The sequence below is a fragment of the Klebsiella sp. GW_Kp182 genome, from assembly GCF_040062275.1.
GTDB classification, from domain to species: domain Bacteria; phylum Pseudomonadota; class Gammaproteobacteria; order Enterobacterales; family Enterobacteriaceae; genus Klebsiella; species Klebsiella michiganensis.
The window spans coordinates 140,016-158,822 of sequence record NZ_JBEAFQ010000007.1 but is presented as its reverse complement, the minus strand read 5'-3'; the positions used below and the strand labels follow the sequence as shown (position 1 = coordinate 158,822).

The 18,807-nt window shown below is 55.4% G+C and carries 19 protein-coding genes and 1 pseudogene; 14 read left to right on the top strand and 6 right to left on the bottom strand.

Going from position 1 to position 18,807, the window contains the following annotated elements; translation table 11 throughout:
• Positions 1-296 precede the first annotated feature (296 nt).
• Complete coding sequence (locus tag ABLU88_RS09215; RefSeq protein WP_014838485.1) at positions 297-1,295, bottom strand: AraC family transcriptional regulator; 999 nt, start codon at positions 1,293-1,295, stop codon at positions 297-299.
• A gap of 400 nt (positions 1,296-1,695) precedes the next feature.
• Here ABLU88_RS09215 and ABLU88_RS09210 point away from each other — a divergent pair, with 400 nt between their 5' ends.
• The 9 genes from ABLU88_RS09210 to ABLU88_RS09170 all read left to right on the top strand — a co-directional run bounded on the left by ABLU88_RS09210 (position 1,696) and on the right by ABLU88_RS09170 (position 8,090).
• A complete protein-coding gene (locus ABLU88_RS09210) occupies positions 1,696-2,589 on the top strand; it encodes a transporter (RefSeq protein WP_047723909.1) in 894 nt (297 codons plus the stop codon).
• A complete protein-coding gene (locus tag ABLU88_RS09205; protein ID WP_224262171.1) occupies positions 2,590-3,126 on the top strand; it encodes a group 1 truncated hemoglobin in 537 nt (178 codons plus the stop codon).
• 135 nt (positions 3,127-3,261) lie between these two features.
• Positions 3,262-4,776 (top strand): amidase, encoded by a 1,515-nt coding sequence (locus ABLU88_RS09200; RefSeq protein ID WP_049083579.1) that lies wholly within the window; start codon positions 3,262-3,264, stop codon positions 4,774-4,776.
• Positions 4,777-4,799: 23 nt separating this feature from the next.
• Positions 4,800-5,408, top strand: coding sequence for a nitrile hydratase subunit alpha (nthA, locus tag ABLU88_RS09195; protein WP_009652266.1), 609 nt, complete (start codon positions 4,800-4,802; stop codon positions 5,406-5,408).
• Positions 5,409-5,423: 15 nt separating this feature from the next.
• Positions 5,424-6,077: a nitrile hydratase subunit beta gene (nthB, locus tag ABLU88_RS09190; protein ID WP_025108349.1), complete on the top strand. Its 654-nt coding sequence runs from the start codon at positions 5,424-5,426 to the stop codon at positions 6,075-6,077.
• Positions 6,074-6,544 carry a nitrile hydratase accessory protein gene (locus ABLU88_RS09185; RefSeq protein ID WP_064374977.1) on the top strand — a complete coding sequence of 157 codons (471 nt, stop codon included), beginning with the start codon at positions 6,074-6,076 and terminating at the stop codon, positions 6,542-6,544. The genes nthB and ABLU88_RS09185 overlap by 4 nt, the downstream gene beginning before the upstream one ends.
• Complete coding sequence (locus tag ABLU88_RS09180) at positions 6,541-6,750, top strand: CbtB-domain containing protein (RefSeq protein ID WP_004850884.1); 210 nt, start codon at positions 6,541-6,543, stop codon at positions 6,748-6,750. The genes ABLU88_RS09185 and ABLU88_RS09180 overlap by 4 nt, the downstream gene beginning before the upstream one ends.
• A gap of 10 nt (positions 6,751-6,760) precedes the next feature.
• The gene (locus tag ABLU88_RS09175; RefSeq protein ID WP_148842233.1) at positions 6,761-7,516 is read left to right on the top strand and encodes a CbtA family protein; all 756 of its coding nucleotides are present in this window, start codon (positions 6,761-6,763) and stop codon (positions 7,514-7,516) included.
• 4 nt (positions 7,517-7,520) lie between these two features.
• The gene (locus ABLU88_RS09170) at positions 7,521-8,090 is read left to right on the top strand and encodes a histidine phosphatase family protein (RefSeq protein WP_064374975.1); all 570 of its coding nucleotides are present in this window, start codon (positions 7,521-7,523) and stop codon (positions 8,088-8,090) included.
• A gap of 40 nt (positions 8,091-8,130) precedes the next feature.
• On the opposite strand, the pseudogene ABLU88_RS09165 reads toward ABLU88_RS09170, so the two are convergent.
• A pseudogene (locus ABLU88_RS09165) lies at positions 8,131-8,210 on the bottom strand (flavodoxin family protein); the annotation flags it as partial.
• A 53-nt stretch (positions 8,211-8,263) separates the two neighbouring features.
• Positions 8,264-9,166, bottom strand: coding sequence for a LysR family transcriptional regulator (locus tag ABLU88_RS09160; RefSeq protein WP_025108353.1), 903 nt, complete (start codon positions 9,164-9,166; stop codon positions 8,264-8,266).
• 135 nt (positions 9,167-9,301) lie between these two features.
• Here ABLU88_RS09160 and ABLU88_RS09155 point away from each other — a divergent pair, with 135 nt between their 5' ends.
• From ABLU88_RS09155 to ABLU88_RS09145, 3 genes are read left to right on the top strand one after another with little or no spacing between them, the layout of a single operon-like run.
• Positions 9,302-9,916, top strand: a complete 615-nt coding sequence (locus ABLU88_RS09155) for an NAD(P)H-dependent oxidoreductase (protein WP_025108354.1) — start codon at positions 9,302-9,304, stop codon at positions 9,914-9,916.
• Between the two features lie 45 nt (positions 9,917-9,961).
• Positions 9,962-11,014 (top strand): LLM class flavin-dependent oxidoreductase, encoded by a 1,053-nt coding sequence (locus ABLU88_RS09150; RefSeq protein ID WP_122117936.1) that lies wholly within the window; start codon positions 9,962-9,964, stop codon positions 11,012-11,014.
• A gap of 13 nt (positions 11,015-11,027) precedes the next feature.
• Positions 11,028-11,873: a pirin family protein gene (locus ABLU88_RS09145; protein ID WP_049070633.1), complete on the top strand. Its 846-nt coding sequence runs from the start codon at positions 11,028-11,030 to the stop codon at positions 11,871-11,873.
• Between the two features lie 116 nt (positions 11,874-11,989).
• Here ABLU88_RS09145 and ABLU88_RS09140 read toward each other — a convergent pair whose 3' ends face one another.
• Positions 11,990-12,361 (bottom strand): DUF2255 family protein, encoded by a 372-nt coding sequence (locus tag ABLU88_RS09140; RefSeq protein WP_025108357.1) that lies wholly within the window; start codon positions 12,359-12,361, stop codon positions 11,990-11,992.
• 84 nt (positions 12,362-12,445) lie between these two features.
• Complete coding sequence (locus tag ABLU88_RS09135; RefSeq protein ID WP_162557583.1) at positions 12,446-13,534, bottom strand: alpha/beta hydrolase; 1,089 nt, start codon at positions 13,532-13,534, stop codon at positions 12,446-12,448.
• A gap of 209 nt (positions 13,535-13,743) precedes the next feature.
• Between ABLU88_RS09135 and ABLU88_RS09130 the strand changes: the two genes are divergently transcribed.
• Positions 13,744-14,658: an AraC family transcriptional regulator gene (locus ABLU88_RS09130; protein ID WP_348836371.1), complete on the top strand. Its 915-nt coding sequence runs from the start codon at positions 13,744-13,746 to the stop codon at positions 14,656-14,658.
• Positions 14,659-14,836: 178 nt separating this feature from the next.
• On the opposite strand, the gene ABLU88_RS09125 is transcribed toward ABLU88_RS09130, so the two are convergent.
• Positions 14,837-17,590 carry a LuxR C-terminal-related transcriptional regulator gene (locus ABLU88_RS09125; protein ID WP_049084061.1) on the bottom strand — a complete coding sequence of 918 codons (2,754 nt, stop codon included), beginning with the start codon at positions 17,588-17,590 and terminating at the stop codon, positions 14,837-14,839.
• Positions 17,591-17,843: 253 nt separating this feature from the next.
• Here ABLU88_RS09125 and ABLU88_RS09120 point away from each other — a divergent pair, with 253 nt between their 5' ends.
• Positions 17,844-18,803 (top strand): thiamine pyrophosphate-dependent dehydrogenase E1 component subunit alpha, encoded by a 960-nt coding sequence (locus ABLU88_RS09120; protein ID WP_162557587.1) that lies wholly within the window; start codon positions 17,844-17,846, stop codon positions 18,801-18,803.
• Positions 18,804-18,807 lie beyond the last annotated feature (4 nt).

Sequence of the window (18,807 nt, the reverse complement as noted above, 5' to 3'; positions counted from 1 at the left end):
ACTGCGCTGAATGGGCCAGAGCAGAATCCCGGGATGGTTAATCTGAGTTCTGATCAAAACCGCATAATCTTGCTGCCTCTACCTTAGTGCGCATAATGTATATTATGTTAAATGCCATTAAAGAAGCCGAGTCTGCCGCAATGCGCCCCCATATCCTTACCTTACCCCGCGCTAAGCCGGGATATTCAAATCATTTCCCGTCGCTAAAGAACTAACGCCATCGTGTCATCCACCTGCCGCCGCAACGCCTGGGAGCGCCTTCCGTCACGCGCAGCTCGCACTCATATCGCGCAGACTCAGGAGTCTGACCCGGTGTGCCTGTTCGATGGCGTCGCTCCCTGCTGCTCTTTGGGCAATAATGAGCGAGGCGAGATGCCAAAGGCTTTGCGGAAGGCGTGGCTGAAATGAGAGAAATCAGAGAAGCCGAAATCCAGCGCCGCCTGGGACACGCTACTGACTCGTCCGCGTTCGAGGGCCTCTCGGCTCGCTCGCAGCCTCTCCTGCCAAATCACGGCCATCGGCGTTTTTTTGTGGCGGGCGAAAGCACGCGTGACGGTGCGAATGGATACATGGTGCGCCCGAGCCAGGCTCTCAATGTTCAAATCTGGATCGACAAGCTGCCGCCGAATGTAAATCATCATCCTGGCGTACAGATCGCGCTCAGCACTCACGTTATCCAGATCCTGCAATTCCAGACTCAGCACCAGCAGATCCAGCATCGTCTGGGAGAAACGGCCAGAAATATCTGGGTTGTCCAGACACGCGGGCATCGCTGTAGCCTGACGCAGCATTTCACGCAGTGGAATCACGCCGGGCCGACTGTCGTCCAGTACCATAGCGGTGAGCGTTTCAATCCTCGGCAAACGACAACTCAGCAGATGCCGCGGGATCCGCACCAGGTGGTTATCGCCACCACCCAGACTGAAACTGAACGTCTGCGCGGCGTCGTATAACACCAGACTATCCGCCGCCAGCGCCGCCTTGCGCCCTCCCTGTTCAAGCTGGCCGTACCCGCCTTGCATATAGCCCAGCCACAGATCGTCGTCTGGCCCCTGCCTCAGATAACGTGCGGTGCGTTCCCAGCGGTGCAACGGCGCGGACAACGAACAGATATCCACCATCCCCACCCCGCGTACCGCAAGCCGGGCGTCAAAGTCGACCCCAGCCATGGGCACGCTGGCGGCCGGAATGCAGTGACGCAACACCACGTCGTTCCAATACTCGAAGCGGCGCGACTCGGCAACGCCAATGGTCGAATAGTGGGAGCAGACCGCAGACGGCATGATGCTATTCATAATTGCTCACCTCGCACCTTAATTCCCGCATCAATAATAGACACGGGTTCACAGATAGCAACTATCGTGCCAGCACTCAGATGTCCCTCCAGCTCTCACTCGCATCCGCGCTAAGGCAGTGGAAATATCGCTGACGCTCCGTCGATGCGCCAGGGGTCCCACGTCGCGAATGGCGTCGAAAAAGCGAGAACCGCACTCAAGGTGTGCACATCTGCGCTATGACGGAGCATCACGCAATGGGCCTTTTCAGCCTGCCCGCCCGTTGTCCCTGCCAGCCAAACGACTGTCCTTATGAAACAAGTACGCAGCAAATTTCTCCCTAATATCTGTAACCGTAAGGTCTTCCGGCCACGTTGGTACCGGGAAATAAACAAGAGATATCAGACATGAGGGTAACGTTATGACTGTTAGTGGCACCACATCTCGTATCAGCCTGGTCGCCTGCACGCTCTGGCTGGCGACGATCCCGGCCCATGCGGTCGATCTCAACTCACAGGATCTCATTCCGGCTCCGGCCGGTACCGATGCCATTCTGGCGTATTTCACCTACGCCACGCGAGACAGCTTTACCCCCACAGGTGGCGACGAAATTAAGCAAGGCACCGGGCTGGACTCCTTCGTCAGCATCTTTCGTTACGTCCACTATATGGATGTGGGGGGCTTCACGGTCGCGCCGCAGGTGCTAATGCCCTACGGACGTCTTTATAACGGCTCCCTGGGCGGTGCCCGCCTCGATTCCGCCAGCGGCCTGGGCGACCCCATTCTGGCCGCCCCGGTCTGGCTGGTGAACAACCCCAGCACCACCTTCGCCCTCGTGCCCTACCTGTACGTCCCTGCCGGTTCCTACGATGCCGGGCGCACGCTCAACGTCGGTGAGAACCGCTGGAAGTTCGATCTGCAGCTTGGCGGCGTGCAGCAGCTTGGTAACGGTTTCGCCACGCAGCTGTCCGCTGATGCGATGTGGTATGGCGACAACGACGATGCCACGGGCATCGGCACCGGTCGCCTCAAACAAGACAACACCTATCAATTTCAGGGCTGGGTAAGCTGGACGCCGCCCGCAGACACCACCTGGACCGTCTCCGCTGGTTACGCCAAATTGTGGGGCGGTAAACAGCAGATCGACGGCGTCGAAAACGGACAAGCGACGCGTTCGGATCAGGTAAGGCTGGAATTGTCGAAATTCATCACCCCCACGGTGCAAGTGCAGGGCTTGCTCCAACGCGACATCAACGTCGATGGCGGTTTTAAGGAAGATCTCCACACCACCCTGCGCGTGATGAAACTGTTCTGATTGAACAGAGACCTATGCACCCCCTTCCACTCACATGTTACGGAGAAATCCACCATGAGCGAACAGCAGCAAAAGCCGTCTCTCTATGAACGTCTCGGCGGATATGACGCCGTCTACGCCTTCGCAGGCGAAGTGTTGAAGACCTGTATGAAGCATCCCGACATCGGCCATATCTGGGCGCACGTGTCCGAGTCTTCATTTCAGAAAGAGCATATCAACTTCGTTGATTTCTTGTGCAAGCACTGGGGTGGCAACACCGTCTATCGGGGACGAGATATGGTGACCGCGCACCGCGGCATGGGGCTGACCGAGGTGCACTGGAAAGCCGTATTCGAGTCTATAGACGAGTGTTACGAAAACTTCAATGTACCGCAGGATATTCGTGAAGAGGTCAACGCTTTCCTGACCCAATTCAAGCCCGCGGTCATCGGCAGTCCTTCGTATCGCGACGTGGTGCTCTCACATCCGGACATGGACGTGACCAAAGGCATGAAAAGTGTCGGTATCCACTGGCCTAAAGCCGATAAGCCGTCTTAACACCTTACGGACACCCACAGGCTGCGCGGGTGTCCATTTCAGCCAAACGACTGACCCGGATAACCAAGTCAGGATGGCATTCCGGGCTTATGTTCAAGACAGGCGCATGAGCAAACACAGAAAAAAGGAAACAACATGGCTATTCAACGTCCCACTGCTGAACAACTCCAGGAGCTTGCCAGTCGGCTGCATATCAGCCTGACGCCGGCGCAGGCCGAGGAATATCTGGCGGTGATGCAGGCTAACTTCGACGCTTACGATCTGATCGACTCCCTTCCCGACGATATCCCGGAGGTCCGCTATCCGCGCGCCGCCGGCTATCGTCCGACTGGCGAGGACAATCCGCTCAATGCCTGGTATTACAAAACGGAGGTAAAAGGTGCAGCGACTGGCGCGCTGGCCGGGCGGACCATCGCTCTGAAAGACAATGTCTCGCTCGCCGGCGTACCGATGATGAACGGCGCCTCCACGCTCGAAGGTTTCGTCCCATCCTACGACGCGACCGTGGCCACCCGCCTGCTGGATGCCGGGGCGACGATTCTCGGCAAAGCCACCTGCGAGCACTTCTGCCTCTCCGGCGGAAGCCACACTTCCGACCCGGCCCCGGTGCACAATCCCCATCGTCATGGCTATTCCTCCGGCGGTTCGTCCTCCGGCAGCGCCGCACTGGTGGCGGCTGGCGAAGTGGACATGGCGATAGGCTGCGATCAGGGCGGTTCCATCCGTATCCCTTCCGCCTTCTGTGGTACCTACGGCATGAAACCGACCCACGGTCTGGTGCCTTACACGGGCATCATGCCGATTGAGGCGACCATCGACCACGCCGGTCCCATCACCGCCAACGTGCGCGACAACGCACTGATGCTGGAAACCATCGCCGGGAGTGACGGGCTTGACCCGCGTCAGTACGCGCCCGTTGTAGAGAGCTATACCGCCGCCCTCGGAAAAGGTGTGCGCGGCCTGAAAATCGGCATTCTGACCGAGGGATTCCAGTTGCCGAATATGGACCCGCAGGTAGAAACGAAGGTGCGGGACGCCATCGCCCGCCTGCAAGCACTGGGCGCCATCGTTAGCGAAATTTCCGTGCCGGAACACAATCTGGCGGGCGCGCTTTGGTCGCCTATCGGCTGCGAAGGTCTGACCGCCCAGATGATGCACGGCAACGGCATGGGTTTTAACTGGGAAGGCCAGTACGACGTCAGCCTGCTGGACAAACACGCGCAATGGCGCGACAGCGCGGATGCCCTCTCCCCGTCGCTCAAAGTTTGCATGTTCGTCGGCCAGTATGGGCTGGAGCGCTATAACGGTCGCTACTACGCCAGAGCGCAGAATATCGCGCGTCGGGCCCGCGCCGGCTACGACCGGGCCCTGAGCGATTTCGATCTGCTGGTGATGCCTACCGTGCCTGTGCTCGCTCAGCCAATACCAGGCCCGGACTGCTCCATCACCGAATACATCTCGCGCGCTTTCGAAATGATCGGTAACACCGCTGCGCAGGACATCACCGGTCACCCGGCCATGTCTATCCCCTGTGGCATGGTCGACGGACTTCCGGTTGGCATGATGCTGGTAGGACGTCATTACGCTGAAAACACGCTCTATCAGGCCGCCGCCGCTTTCGAAGCCTGCGGTGACTGGCGGACGTTTTAACCTTAACTCTCGGGAAGCCTAAAATGAGCCATAAACACGACCACGACCATACCCAACCCCCCGTTGATATCGAGCTACGCGTCCGCGCACTGGAATCCCTGCTGCAGGAAAAAGGCCTGATCGACCCGGCTGCGCTGGATGAGCTGATTGACACCTACGAGCACAAAGTCGGCCCCCGAAACGGCGCACAGGTTGTCGCCAGAGCGTGGAGCGACCCGGAATACAAACGTCGACTGATGGAAAACGCCACTGCCGCTATTGCTGAACTGGGTTTCTCCGGAATACAGGGCGAAGACATGCTGGTCGTGGAGAACACGCCGGACGTGCACAACGTCACCGTTTGTACGCTGTGTTCCTGCTACCCCTGGCCGGTACTGGGTCTGCCGCCGGTGTGGTACAAATCAGCGCCCTATCGTTCGCGTATCGTCATCGACCCGCGCGGCGTTCTCGCCGAGTTCGGGTTACACATACCAGAAAACAAAGAGATTCGCGTCTGGGACAGCAGCGCCGAGCTGCGCTATCTGGTCCTGCCTGAACGTCCGGCAGGCACGGAAGGCTGGAGCGAAGCGCAGTTGAGCGAACTCATCACGCGCGATTCGATGATTGGCACCGGTGTGGTTAGCGCACCATAACGAAAGGAGAAAACCATGAACGGGATACATGATCTGGGGGGGATGCACGGCCTTGGCCCGATCCCTACCGAGGAAAACGAGCCCTATTTCCATCATGAGTGGGAACGCCGGGTATTTCCTCTGTTCGCCTCGTTGTTCGTCGGCGGACACTTTAACGTCGATGAATTTCGCCACGCCATCGAACGTATGGCGCCGACCGAATATCTGCAGTCGAGCTACTACGAGCACTGGCTGCATGCATTCGAAACGCTGCTGCTGGCAAAGGGGGTGATCACCGTTGAAGAACTGTGGGGTGGCGCGAAGCCTGCCCCCTGCAAGCCTGGCACACCTGTGCTGACGCAGGAGATGGTGTCGATGGTGGTCAGCACCGGCGGGTCTGCTCGGGTCAGTCACGATGTTGCGCCCCGCTTCCGGGTGGGCGATTGGGTACGAACGAAAAATTTCAACCCGACCACCCATACCCGCCTGCCACGCTACGCACGCGATAAAGTCGGTCGCATAGAGATCGCTCACGGTGTGTTTATCACGCCAGATACTGCGGCGCACGGGCTGGGCGAACATCCCCAACATGTTTACAGCGTCAGTTTCACCGCGCAGGCGCTGTGGGGAGAGCCGCGCCCTGACAAAGTGTTCATCGATCTGTGGGACGACTATCTGGAGGAAGCATGAATAATACGGTAGCACAACACGATTACGCCGCCCTCGGGTTACCGCGCGATGAGGAAGGGCCGGTGTTCGATAAGCCCTGGCAGGCAAAAGCGTTCTCCCTGATAGTCCATCTCCACCGGGCCGGGCTGTTCCCGTGGGCAGAATGGGTACAGACATTCAGTAAAGAGATCAACGCGGCGCCGGCGCAACCGGGTGAAAGCGCGAATGATGCCTACTATCGTCAGTGGACGGCGGCGATGGAAAACATGATGACGGCACTCAACCTGACGGTGCCGGATGAAATCAGCCGACGGACGCAGGAGTGGCGCAAGGCGTATCTCAACACGCCCCACGGCCAGCCGATTGTACTGGCGAACGCCAGTTGCCCGCCGGCACATAGCCATCATCACCTTTCGCCGGGCGTGCCGGTCACGGTGAGTCCGGCACTCGCTACCAACAGCAAAATCGATAATGGAGTTACACCATGAGTGATATCACCCTTAATGCCCACACCCCGGCTGCTCCCATTCCTGTCGCGAAACTGCTGCCCTGGGCGCTGTTCACCGCCCTGCTGGCGCTGCTGGCCATCTATTTCGTTGGCGCAGAGCAAGGCGCAACGTCGATGTTTTCCGGCACGCAGGTGCATGAATTCTTCCACGACGCACGTCATCTGCTGGGCTTTCCCTGCCACTGAGGAGGCGGAAATGATTGGCAAACTGTTATTTAAAGGGATGATGGCCGGCGTTCTGGCCGGGATGGTGGCATTTGCCTTTGCACACCATTTCGGCGAGCCGCAGGTCGATCGCGCGATTGGCCTGGAAAAAAGCATATCAGCTCACGCTCACCATCACGGCGCGTCAGCAGACGGCGAAGAAGAAGAGGTGTTTAGCCGACAGACCCAGTCCGGGATTGGCCTGATGACCGGCATGGCGCTGTTTGGCGCCGCGCTGGGCGGCGGTCTGGCGCTGGCGTGGGCCTTTAGCTACCAGCGCTTTGGGCCATCGGACCCGCGTGTGCTGGCGTTATGCCTGGCGCTGGGCGGCTTTCTGGCAATGAGCCTGATGCCAGGTCTGAAATACCCGCCCAATCCGCCCGCAGTCGGCAACCCGGAGACTATCGGCTATCGTACCGGGCTCTATTTCGTCATGATGTTGCTTTCTATCGGCATCGTCATCGCGGCCGCGTGGTTATCACATCAGCTCACGCCGCGCCTCGGCAGAGGGAATGCGATGATGTGGGCAACGCTGTTCGCCGTGGCGCTGATGCTCGTGGTTTGTGCCCTGATGCCGACAGTGAATGAAGTCTCCGACCACTTCCCGGCGGACCTGCTATGGCGTTTCCGCATAAGTTCCTTCGGCACGCATCTGGTGCTCTGGGGCGTCATCGGCGTGGCTTTCGGTGCTTTAGCCGAACGCACGCCGACGACACGCGAACATCGCCCGGCCTTCCGGCGCGGTTAACAACATGAGAGCGTCGCTAACGCTGATTTGTCAGGGAGAAACGGCAGCCTCCAGAGGTTCACACTTTCCCTGTGATGACCCTCTGGAGGCGCGGGAGTGGCAACGGGCGCGCCAGCTACAAAGCAGTGTCGCCCGTTATCACCGCGTCTGGTTCTCCCCGGACGCCGCCGCCAGGCAAACCGCCGCCGCGCTCTCTTTACAGGGTACGCCAGTGACGGAACTGGCGGAGCCCGACTACGGCATCTGGGCCGGTCGGCCAGTGCATGAGGTGATGATGCAAGACGCCGAAGCGTTCCAGGCCTGGCTGGAGGGTGCCGCTCCCCCGGGCGGAGAGTCACGTGCTCAGCTGCTGGCGCGCTGTGGCAGTTGGCTGGCTAAACACGTCGATATTCGAGGTCGCCACTGTGCCATTGCGCCTGCCGCCGCAATCCGCGCCACGATCGTCGACGTTCTCGGCGCCCCGCTTCACTCATTTGCGCGTATCGACATCCACCCGCTGAGCATCACCGAGTTGCGCAGCGACGGACGACGCTGGAATTTGTGTTTATTAAAGGGCCACATAAATAGTGAATAGACCACGTTCAGCCAGCGGACGGACGTCTGTCACATTTTTAACCCTTCCATAAATCAGGTCCGACACTCCCCTCGTGTCATTCATATACGCTTTCATCATGGGGATGATATTGAACCAGTGGTTTCAAGATTACGCGAACCACCATTGAGCTGAAGTACCAGCCAGTGATATAGCTACCTGTGGCTAGAGCAGGCCATTATTTGGTCGATAAGCCAGCGGCCTGCCTGGCCTGGCGGATTATCCACACGATACACTGCTGACATCAACATACTGACCCCACCCTGAGGTTCTTCCTCAATGGCCAGACGTACGAGGCGACCACTATCCAGATCGGTCTGCACGGTGTGGAGAGGCATTCCTCCCCAGCCCAGTCCATTAAGCAGGAATGCGCGCTTGGCAAACAGGTCAGCGAGTTTCCATGTTTTGGGAGACATTACGCCAAAATCGCGCCCTTTTGAATGTTCAGAACGATCGGTCAGTACCAGCTGAACATGCTTTGCGAGTTCACTCTGCGGGATTGGGCCTGGATACGCCGCCAGTGGGTGCTCTGCCGCAGCTACCATTGCAAAAGGAATATTCACCAAAGGTTCAGTGATGATTCCTGGGGGCGTCAATGGCAGGAAACCAACAATACCCACCGTGGCTCGTCTATCCAGAACGGGCTGGAAAGTAGCGCCAAGAGCTTCTACGTACACATGAAGCGGTACTGCCGGGAACTGTTGACGAAACTCTTTAGCGACTCCCGCAAGGGCATCAATGGGAAAAAAGACATCCACAACCACAGCCAGTTCGGGTTCCAGTCCGGCCGCCATGCCTTTTGCCTGCGATTTCATGGCATCCACAATAGAAACGGCTTTTCGCGCGCTGACAAGCAATGCCGAGCCTGCAGGTGTCAGCAATGGATAGCGCCCTGAGCGATCGAATAAGGTGACACCTAATTGCAGTTCCAGCCCACGCACAAGCTCACTGGCTGCTGACTGAGCCCGGCCAAGACGACGGGCAGCGGCCGAGAAGCTCCCTTCATCTACAGCAGCAACAAATGTTCGAAGCTGGTCGAGCGATATTCCGTCAAGCATAAACCCTCACCAATGTATCTGAATTCAAGATGGTATCCATAAGATTATAACGGCTGTTCAGATGCATTCGTAGGTGCAATTATGGTGGCGCACTATTTTTTACGTTGACCACAGTCCACTCACCGGAGATTTAATATGACTACTATTCTGCATATCGACTCGAGCATCCTGGGTAGCAACTCTGTCAGCCGCAGCCTGACTGCTGAAATCGTCGCTAAAGAAGTGAAATTAAACCCTGGAGCCACACTTCTGCGACGCGATCTTGTTGCGGATGAATTACAGCATTTGAGCCCTGCCCATCTGGCTGTGTTTCAGGGAAATACACCGACTTCAGAATCGTTAGCGAACGACATCGCTCTGGGCAGCACCTACATCGATGAGTTGTTCTCAGCGGATATCATTATTATTGGCGTTCCGATGTACAACTTTTCGCTTCCGAGCCAACTCAAGGCATGGCTGGATCGTGTACTTGTCGCGGGAAGGACATTCCACTACACCGCGAATGGTCCGGAAGGTCTGCTTCCAGCAGGTAAAAAAGTGTATATCGCTTCAACTCGCGGTGGCGTTTACAGCGGTACCAGCCCTGTCGCCCATCTTGACCATCAGGAAACGTTGCTTACCGCTGCGCTTAATTTCATCGGACTCTCTGACATCACCATTTTTCGTGCGGAAGGTCTTGCTCTGGGAGATGACGCCAGAGCAACGGCACTTGCCAGGGCGAAGAACGAGGTTGAAACAACGGTTATCTGACCCGTGACTGGGGTTACGTTGAAAAACCGACACAAGGAGTTAAATGTGGAAATAGGCATAAACAGTTTCGCTTCACTTTTACCTGAAAGGAACAATGGGCGTATACCTAATCCGGCGGAACGTCTTGCGGCATTACTGGAGGAAATCACTCTTGCCGACGAGGCTGGTATAGATGTGTTCGGTGTCGGTGAACATCATCGTACTGATTTCGCCGATTCGTCACCTGCAGTCATTCTTGCGGCCGCCGCCGCACGAACGAAAAAAATCAGACTAACCAGCGCGGTATCGGTTCTCAGTACGGTTGATCCGGTGAGGTTGTTTCAGGACTTCTCCACCCTGGATCTGCTCTCGCAGGGCCGTGCCGAAATCACCGTTGGTCGTGGTTCTTTTGCAGAAGCTTATTCGCTATTTGGTCACTCCAGGGATGACTATGACGCTCTATTTACAGAGAAGCTTGGACTTTTGCAGCAACTTGTCAGGGAAACACACATCACATGGTCAGGCCGTTACCGTCCAGCGCTTACGGGCCAGGGCGTCTATCCCCGGCCAATGCAGAATCCGCTGCCGGTTTGGGTAGGTGTTGGCGGAACACCGCACTCCTTCATCCGGGCCGGAGCTGCGGGTCTGCCGCTGATGGTGGCGATTATCGGGGGCAGACCCGATCGTTTCCGGCCATTAATCGACCTCTACCTGCAGGCCGGTATTCGTGCCGGCTACCATCGCGAACAGCTTAGGGTGGGGCTACATGTTACCGGCTTTGTGGCTGACTCCGCGAAAGCAGCAAAAGACGCGTTTTATCCAGGCTGGCTGCATGCTTTCACACAAGTGGGCAAAGAGCGCGGTTGGGGGCCAGTGACGCGTGAGCAATTTGATGCCTCCTGTAGCCCTGACGGTGCATACCTCGTTGGCGATCCGCCAACCGTGATAGCCAAAGCACAGGCAATATCGACATCACTGGGCGGTATTGACCGGCTGTCATTTCAGATGAGTGCTGCCACTGCAGGATCTGAGGCAATGGGTCATTCAATCAAACTTATCGGACACGAAGTGGCTGCGGCCCTTCGTGAAAAAAAGCACACAGCCAGAATTGTATATTGAAGGAAAATCTATCATGACCGATTCTCTTGAGAGCCAGGGCGTGAATCGCGCCATTGCCTACCGTACGAAGGGCCATCGATTAGGCCCCATTACGCGATTACTGAGCCCGGATGATCTGGGAGATGATATCAAGCCGTTTGTTTTTCTTGATTTGTTTGAGTTCTTCCCACCGTATAACCGTGGTTTTATACCTCATTCACATTCAGGTATTGCAACCCTTACGGCCTTCTTTGAAGGTGGTATGACTTACGGGGATACCACAGGAAAACAAGGTTCCATGTCTGATGGTTCTGTGGAGTGGATGCGAGCAGGTAGTGGGGTCTGGCATGCGGGTGAGCCCTTACCGGGGAAAGTCATGCGAGGTTTTCAGCTCTGGGTGGCTTTACCGCCTGAACTGGAACTGGCATCGGCAGAAAGCCTTTATTTCGAAGCTGAAGCTATTATGCACGATGGCCCAGCCCGTATTTTACTGGGACAGTACAATGGCAGGTCCAGTCCAGTTCCTTCACCAACATCAATGACTTATCTGCACGTGCGGCTTTCAGATGGTCAGAAGTGGACTTATCAGCCGCAGGCAGATCATGATATCGCATGGCTGGCAACTAACGCCGGGCAGCTGGAGATCGGAAATACCCTGCTCGAACGTGAGCTGGCAATTTTCGCAGAAGGTCATGGGGCTATCAGCATCACGGCTCATGAAGCGGCCGAATTTGTGATCGGTTCAGCGGTCAAACACCCTTACCCTCTCATCCGGGAGGCTTCCTCTGTCCATACAAACGCGGCTTCGCTGGCAGAAGGAGAACGAACTATCGCCTCTATTCGCAACAGCCCGTCATTCAGTGCGCTTACATCGCGCTGATAACTCTCATCGATATTCAAAGAAAAATCATGACACGCCGTAGTCATACTCATAAAACTGTCGCCATCACTGGCGGCAGTCCCGCCTGAAAATGTCGTATTTCTACGGCATGGCATTCACGAAGGTAATATCTCAACCGTAGCCGCTCTGGCGCGAGCTCCCGTCATTGCGGAAACATAGCTGCTGCCGGAATATTTAATCTGGTAGGCCCGATCGATTTTACTTTCAAGAGCCGGGTCCGCGGGTTTTGCGAACCGTACGTCGAATTCCTGCCCGATAGCCACTATCTTACCCGCCCGTTGAGACAGTGCTGCCTGATACCATTTTGAACGGGTACCGCTATAGGCACGGACGAAAAGTCGGTTATCCACCGTCACTTCCCAAATCCATGTTGGCGTGCCGGTGGTATTCATATCGGGACGGTACGGCGCGATTTTCAGGTCGTCCGCCGCATCTATTTTTGCTAAAAGCTCGCGGTTCCAGAGCATAAACCTTTCCTCTTTTCTATACGTTATTTCGTCTATTATAAAGTTGGTAACACTGCGTCGGAGAATATCGAACAGTGTTATGATTTATTTATTAAGGTATTTATTAAAAAATGCCGTGATGTTATCAAACGGAATCTTATCCATGCGGTCATATAAATCAACATGGGTGGCATCTTTCACAATCAGAAGCTCTTTAGGCTGATTTGCCGCTTCATATGCCGTTTTAGAGAAATAAAGCGAATGCGCTTTTTCACCATGAACAAACAGGATTGGGCGCGGAGAGATTTCCTTAATATACGTCATCAGCGGGAAATTCATAAAGGACATCGGCGTTGTCACGGACCATGAGTTTCCGGAGTTGACGGCACGTGGATGATATCCGCGTTTGGTCATATAGTAGTCCGCGTATTCCACGAGGAACTGCGCTTCGCCGCCCTTCAGTTTATTGTAAGCTGGCTGATAGGCCGGTTGACCGTTTGCCGCATCGTCCCAGCGCTGAAGGCTCATCTTCTCAAGCGCCTGCTCGCGTTGCGCCGGCGTTACGCTGTCATTGTAGCCCTTTGACATCACGCGGCTCATATCATACATGGTGCTGGCAACAACCGCTTTTACGCGTTTATCCACGGCAACAGCGTTCAGCGCGATCCCCCCCATACCGCAGATACCGATGACGCCGATACGTTCACGGTCCACATAAGATTGCAGCCCAATAAAATCGACGGCTGCCATAAAGTCTTCGGTATTAATATCGGGTGACGCGATATTGCGCGGTTCCCCACTGCTTTCGCCGGTATAAGACGGATCAAATGCCAGCGTCACAAATCCGCGCTCGGCTAAGGTTTGCGCATAAAGACCTGAGGCCTGCTCTTTTACCGCGCCAAAGGGCCCGGAAATAACCAGTGCCGCAAGCTTCTTGTTTCCGCGATCTTTAGGAAGATACACATCTGCGGCCAGCGTAATGCCGTAACGGTTTTTAAAAGTTACTTTTTGATGATCCACTTTGTCGCTCCTTGGGAAGGTTTTATCCCACGTCTGCACCAGGCGTACTGAAGAATCTGCTGTGCCTGCTGCCGGCTGGGCGACCGCAGATTCTGTGGAAATCATGGCCAGCGCTCCGGCAAGGAGTGCGCCATTAAAAAAGCGGGTTGAAGTTTTTAGCGTCATGATAGTCATACCTTCATTCAAATTGGATGCGGGTTGGGTTGTAGTCAGCGCCTCATTTCGGTATGGCTATTTTGGATGTCGCTAATGAAATCTGTTATTAAAATACTCTGCATTATTTGCCTGATCCTATTAACATGATGCCAAAGCGTATATTTCACTTTTCATAACGGGTAAGTTGACGACGTCGCACAGACTTAACAAATATGAGGCGTGACGGAATGATTTCAGACAAATCGGTTGAGAGACGACTCGGCGAGCTCTCCCGGGATATTGCTCAGCGCACGCCCGGTACCGGTGATTTTCCCACCGCGGTTGAAGGGCTGGAACTCTTCCGGCGCAACGAACCCGCCCCTCCGGTGAGCTGCCTGGTTCCTCCGAGTATCGTCCTGGTGGCTGATGGCGCGAAGATCATGTGGGTTGGCGGTGAAGCTTATGAATATAATACGGAAAAATTCCTCATCACCTCCCTCGACTTGCCAGCCAGTTCGGAAGTGTTACAGGCATCGCCATCACGGCCCTGCGTCGGCGTCGCCTATAAACTTGACCAGCGCGTACTGATGGAATTAATTGCCGAGGGATGCCTGCCGCCAGTCAAAAAACGAGATGCGGGAACGGGGGTCGGTATAGGAACCATGACTGATGTTTTACTGGAGCCTTTCTGCCGCCTGCTTTCACTGCTGGACGAACCCGAAGCCATTCCCGTTCTCGGCCCGCTGATTCAGAGGGAGATACATTACCGACTGTTGATGAGCGATCGATCCGATCGTCTCAGACAGATTGCGGCAGTCGACGGCCATGGCTACCGTATCGGTAAAGCTATCGACTGGTTAAAGACCAATATTGCTTCGCCTCTGCGTGTCGAAGAGCTGGCAAGTCGCGTGCAAATGAGCACGCCCTCCTTCCACCACCATTTCAGACAGCTTGCGGGAATGAGTCCGCTCCGCTATCAGAAATGGCTGCGTCTCAATGAAGCAAGGCGACTGATGCTGAATGAGCATTACGATGTCACCACAGCGGCCTATGCTGTCGGCTATGAAAGCTTATCCCATTTCAGCCGGGAATATACGCGGATGTTTGGGGAATCACCCAAGAGGGATATTACTGTGCTGAGAGAGTCTGCCGGTAGGCTTTAGTAAATTCTGCCCTGCTCTGCCTCCCCCGGTGAAATCTATTGTACGTGAAGGCTACAGGAGATGCTAAAGACCTGAACTCAAAATCAGACAGCCCTCGTCGGGCAGCCCGTAAAAAGTCAGCTAATAGATGCCATTGACATATTCACTTATGGATTATATTCGCGCATCACTGACATTATTAATCCAGTAACTTCATTTCCAGAGCCCGACTCATGGCTTGCGTACGACTATTGACTTTGAGCTTGGCGTAGATGTTCTTGATGTGCCATTTCACCGTCTCAGTAGAGATAGTCAGGGAGCGAGCGATTTCTTTGTTCATCTGACCGTCAGCAATGAGCTGTAATATCTGCAGCTCTCGCTCACTGAGCTCCTGGTTAACATCAAGGTTTTCATGCTCAATCCGCTTGCCTTCAGACTCGCTCCCTTTCCCGGGCCAAGGGTCATCCCCTTCGCTGGCTGCCGAGGTTTCGCGTACACGGACAAGCAGAGGCTGCAAGGCATCGCCAGCATCAAGAAAAATACGTTTGAGATGCTGTTGTGCCGCTAATTGCAGGACGGGCTGCAATGCAGCCACGGCCGCCGCGTTTTCGCCACTATTCCACAATGATAATGACCATAGCGTACGAAGACGCGCTGCGGAGAGCCGGTCTCCCCGACGCTCCTGCTCAGTCACGAGTTCGCCCAGCAAAAGGCTGGCTTGTGGCGCCTGACCTGACGCCAGAAGCAGGCGGCTGCGGCTGACATTGGCATGCTGAGCTATTGCGCGTTGACAGGGGTTTTCGGCATCAATTGTGGCACGGGCCGCCAGTTGTTCGAGTTGCCGATGCAGCAGCTCCGCGCCTGGATAATTCGCGCGCTGCAGGCGCACTCTCGCCTGCTCTGCTAACAATAAAGCCTGCGGCCTTTGCCATCCTCGAGACACCGCTAGTCGCTGCGCGTGTTCCAGCAGCCGTTCTGCCTCATGCGGCATATCGTCATTCAAGGCCTGGCGCGCAAGGTAGGTATAGCAGCGACTCAGGGCGTCGGGTGGACCAAACCGATCGATGAATTCGAGTCTGTCTGCTAACAGCGTATTTAATGAGTCCAGGTTCATACGTTCGTAAGCCATTTCCGCCAGCAGCGGCGCAAGCGTCGCGCCGCTGGTCGACTGAGGGCCGGTATAACGCTCAGCCTGGCGCAATGCATTCTCTGCATGCCCCCAGGCGTTCTCCAGGTCACCCTGACCAAGATGGCACTGAGTGATGATAAAAGCGCGATAAACCGAGACAAATAGATTGTCTAGTGGACTTTCCGGGCAAGGCATATGCCGTTGAACCTCAAGAGCGTCGCTATAGCGCTGGTTAACCACGTGGCAGTAGCTCAGAATATTGCATATGAGACCGTCGACCCAGGTGTCTCCGCAGGGCACTTTAGCCAGCAACGGCTCAACAATCGCCAGGCTTTCCGGGATTTTCTCGGCAAAAGCTTCGCAAATTGCGCGCACGACACGTAATTTGAGCCAGGCGTTGGGGGTTATATCATCACGATGATTAACGACCATTTGGTCAAGATTATCAAGTAACTGCCTCGATTCATCGAAGCGAAAATAGTGCGCCAGCGCCCAGGCCAGATTGATTTGCAGGTCAATGCGCGAAGGGTCAGTACTCGCAGGTAAGTGATGCATCCAGGAAACCAGGGTATCTATATCCCCTTCTTCCGCCAGCGACTGCGCGCCCGCGCCATCCTGCCCGGGATTATGGATCGGCTTGCCCGCTGCCAGTGCGTGGCGTACCGCCTCGGACCACAATCTCTGCTCAACGAACCAATGACTGGCTAATTCATGTAAGTGCTTGAGGTTGATATCGTTGTTCTGCTGCAATATCGTTCGCAGGGTTTCCTGCAAAAGAGGATGGTAGCGAAACCAGCAGCCTTGTTCGTCCAGGGCTGACAAAAAAAGATTGTGCCGCTCAATCCATGCCAGTATCGCTTCACTATCATCACGCTCTGTAACCCCGTTACATAACCCGGCATTTAAACGATTAAGAAACGATGTTTTGACGAGAAAATCAAAAACTTCCTGTGGCAATGGGTCAAGTACCACCTCTTTCAGATAACGGGCGATAGCGCGGGTTCCACCACGAATATTGCGCAGCAGATGTTCTGGATCATTGAGCAATTCTGGGGATAACGAAGCGATTTTCATGCCGGCGATCCACCCCTCTGTCGCGGAAAGTAGCCGCTGTACATGCTGATTACTGAGCGGTATGTCAATCGTCTGGCTGAAATAGTTTCTGGTTTCTTCAAGCGTAAATTGCAGGTCTCGATCGTAGATTTCCACCAGCTGGTCCTGTGCCTGAAGCAGGCTCAGAGAGAGACTGGGGTGGAAACGGCTGCCAATGATCAGGTGCAAGGCGGCAGGAGCATGCTTGAGCAAATATCCCAGGGCTTCATATACACCAGCATCATTAATCATATGGAAGTCATCAACGATCAGATACAGGTCGTGCGGACAGTAATGCAGTTGGTTAATCAACCCGGCCAGCAGCTGTTGAGAACTGGAAGGCGTCTGTTCTTCTATGTTGCGCCAAAAGTCGGCGTCCCAATCGCCATAGAGCGGCCGCAATGCTTGCAGCAGATAAGGAATGAACTGCCATACGCCATCATCATCCTCATCGAGGCTAAGCCAGGCAACGCGTTCACCCTGGGCAATCATTTGCTGATACCACTGCGCCAACAGCGTGGTTTTGCCAAATCCAGCACCCGCGCAAACGACGCCCAGACGGCGTCGCTGCATGCGATCGAGGAGGAGCAGAAGCCGTGAGCGCTGTAGCAGCCGTATCGAAGAGCGTGGTGGAACGAATTTGGTCAGGATTAGCGGCAAATCTCTCGTCAGCCGCAATGGCCCGGAGACCAGTGAAGTTGCCTGGCGACTTTTCAAATCCGATGGCTTCATCCGTAGTTATCTACTCGTATTATTTTTTTATCAATTGTACGCCAGAGCCCGGGATGGCATGGAGCCACCCCTCTCGATAGATACATAAAATTTATAAAGTTTGACCTCAAGCATGAAAACCCCCTCCTACCCCCCCATGAAGGTGGCTTCGCACCTCCTCGTCGCACTCGTAGATTCATTGCATCGGCGTGGTTAAGGGGCTTCCAGCCTGTCAAACCCCCGCCTGACGACCTTTACTGAGGAGAATTAAGTGATGCTTAACAAACAGGCTTTACTCCAGGCTTACCGTAAGATGCGCGAAATCCGGACGTTTGAGGAGCGTTTGCATCAGGAAAACACCAGCGGGGATATTCCGGGCTTCATTCACCTTTATACCGGTGAGGAAGCCATTGCGGTGGGGGTCTGCGAAAATCTCACTAACGCTGATTTCATTGGGTCCACGCACCGTGGGCATGGCCACTGTATTGCCAAAGGCTGCGATATTCACGGCATGATGGCTGAAATATTCGGTAAGGACAGCGGATTATGCCGGGGCAAGGGAGGCTCTATGCATATTGCCGATCTGTCGAAAGGTATGCTGGGTGCGAACGCTATCGTGGGTGGCGCCCCTCCGTTAGCCATCGGCGCTGCTCTGACGGCCAAAACCCTCAAGACCGGTAACGTTGGGGTCTCTTTTACCGGTGACGGCGGTTCTAATCAGGGCCTGGTATTTGAAGCCATCAACATGGCAGTGGTGCTGCAACTCCCTGCCATCTTTATTTTCGAGAACAACGGTTATGGCGAAGGAACTGGCCATGACTACGCCGTCGGTGGTCGTGATATCGCCGGGCGCGCCGCGGGCTTCGGTTTACCGGCAGTGACGGTTGATGGCACAGATTTCTTTGCCGTTTACGATGCCACCTCAGAGGCCGTCAAGCGCGCCCGAGAAGGTGGAGGCCCAAGCGTGATTGAGGCCAAAGCTTTCCGCTGGCACGGTCACTTTGAGGGCGATCCGGCGCTTTACCGCGCTGAGGGCGAAGTTCAACGTCTGCGCGAACAACATGATCCGCTGAAGATTTTCACCGCCAGGGTCAAACAACACATCTCCCTTGAGGAACTGGCGGCGATCGATGCGGCGGTTGAAGCACTTGTCGATGATGCTGTATTCAAAGCGCGCGCCGCTGCCTATCCGGCTCCGGAAGACCTGCTTACAGACGTTTACGTCTCATACTGAGGGT